An 822-nucleotide genomic window follows, 5' to 3' on the forward strand; every position below is an offset into this window, starting at 1 on the left:
TTGATGAAGGCTTCCATGATGATGATGGTCACCACAGGGAAAAGCTCGCGATTCTCCTTTATACTGTCAATCTCGAAGACGATGAACCGCTTGCCGAGCAGGTCTATGTTCTCCGTGGAGTTGAGCAGGAAGTCGTAGCGTCCGCCCCGGTAATACTGCCGCATGGTGGTGAGCATATTGTCGATGTTGAAGTCGGACTTCTCCACCTTTATCTCACGTTCTGCCAGTTCGCGGCGGTAGTCGTCGCGCATATACTCATAGAAGGTGTTGAACGAGGGGACGATGCTCCTGTCAGCCCTGATACGCTCGATATAGGCGTTCACCGCACTGCCCAGTTCACCGCTTTCCGTCTTCGTCACCTTGTCGTCCTCCGACTTCCAGAGCGTCAGCAGCAATGTCTTGATGCTGTCCTTCTTCTCCACGTCAAACACGTAATCATCGGTGTAGAACGGGTTGAACGAAATCGGTTTCTCCTCCGTGTAGGTGAAGTACACGCCGTCCGCCCCGTTTGTCTTGCGCCGGATCATCTCGCACAAGCCCTGATAGGAGTTTCCCGTGTCCACCAGTACCACGTGCGTACCCTGCTCGTAGTATTGCCTCACGAGGTGGTTCATAAAGAAGGATTTGCCGCTGCCCGAAGGACCCAACACGAACTTGTTGCGGTTGGTCGTGATACCCCGCTTCATCGGCAGGTCGCTGATGTCGAGGTGCAACGGTTTTCCCGTAAGCCTGTCCACCATCTTGATGCCGAAGGGCGAGAGCGAGCTGCGGTAGTTGGTTTCCTCCGTGAAGAGGCACACCGCCTGCTCGATGAAGGTGTGG

The 822-nt window shown here is 54.9% G+C and carries 1 protein-coding gene; it reads right to left on the bottom strand.

What is annotated here, in order from left to right:
* Positions 1 to 822, bottom strand: an 822-nt coding sequence (locus DW033_RS24310) for a TraG family conjugative transposon ATPase (RefSeq protein ID WP_122383254.1), incomplete at both ends; no start/stop codon positions are given.

The organism is Parabacteroides sp. AF39-10AC, from assembly GCF_003635405.1.
GTDB classification, from domain to species: domain Bacteria; phylum Bacteroidota; class Bacteroidia; order Bacteroidales; family Tannerellaceae; genus Parabacteroides; species Parabacteroides distasonis.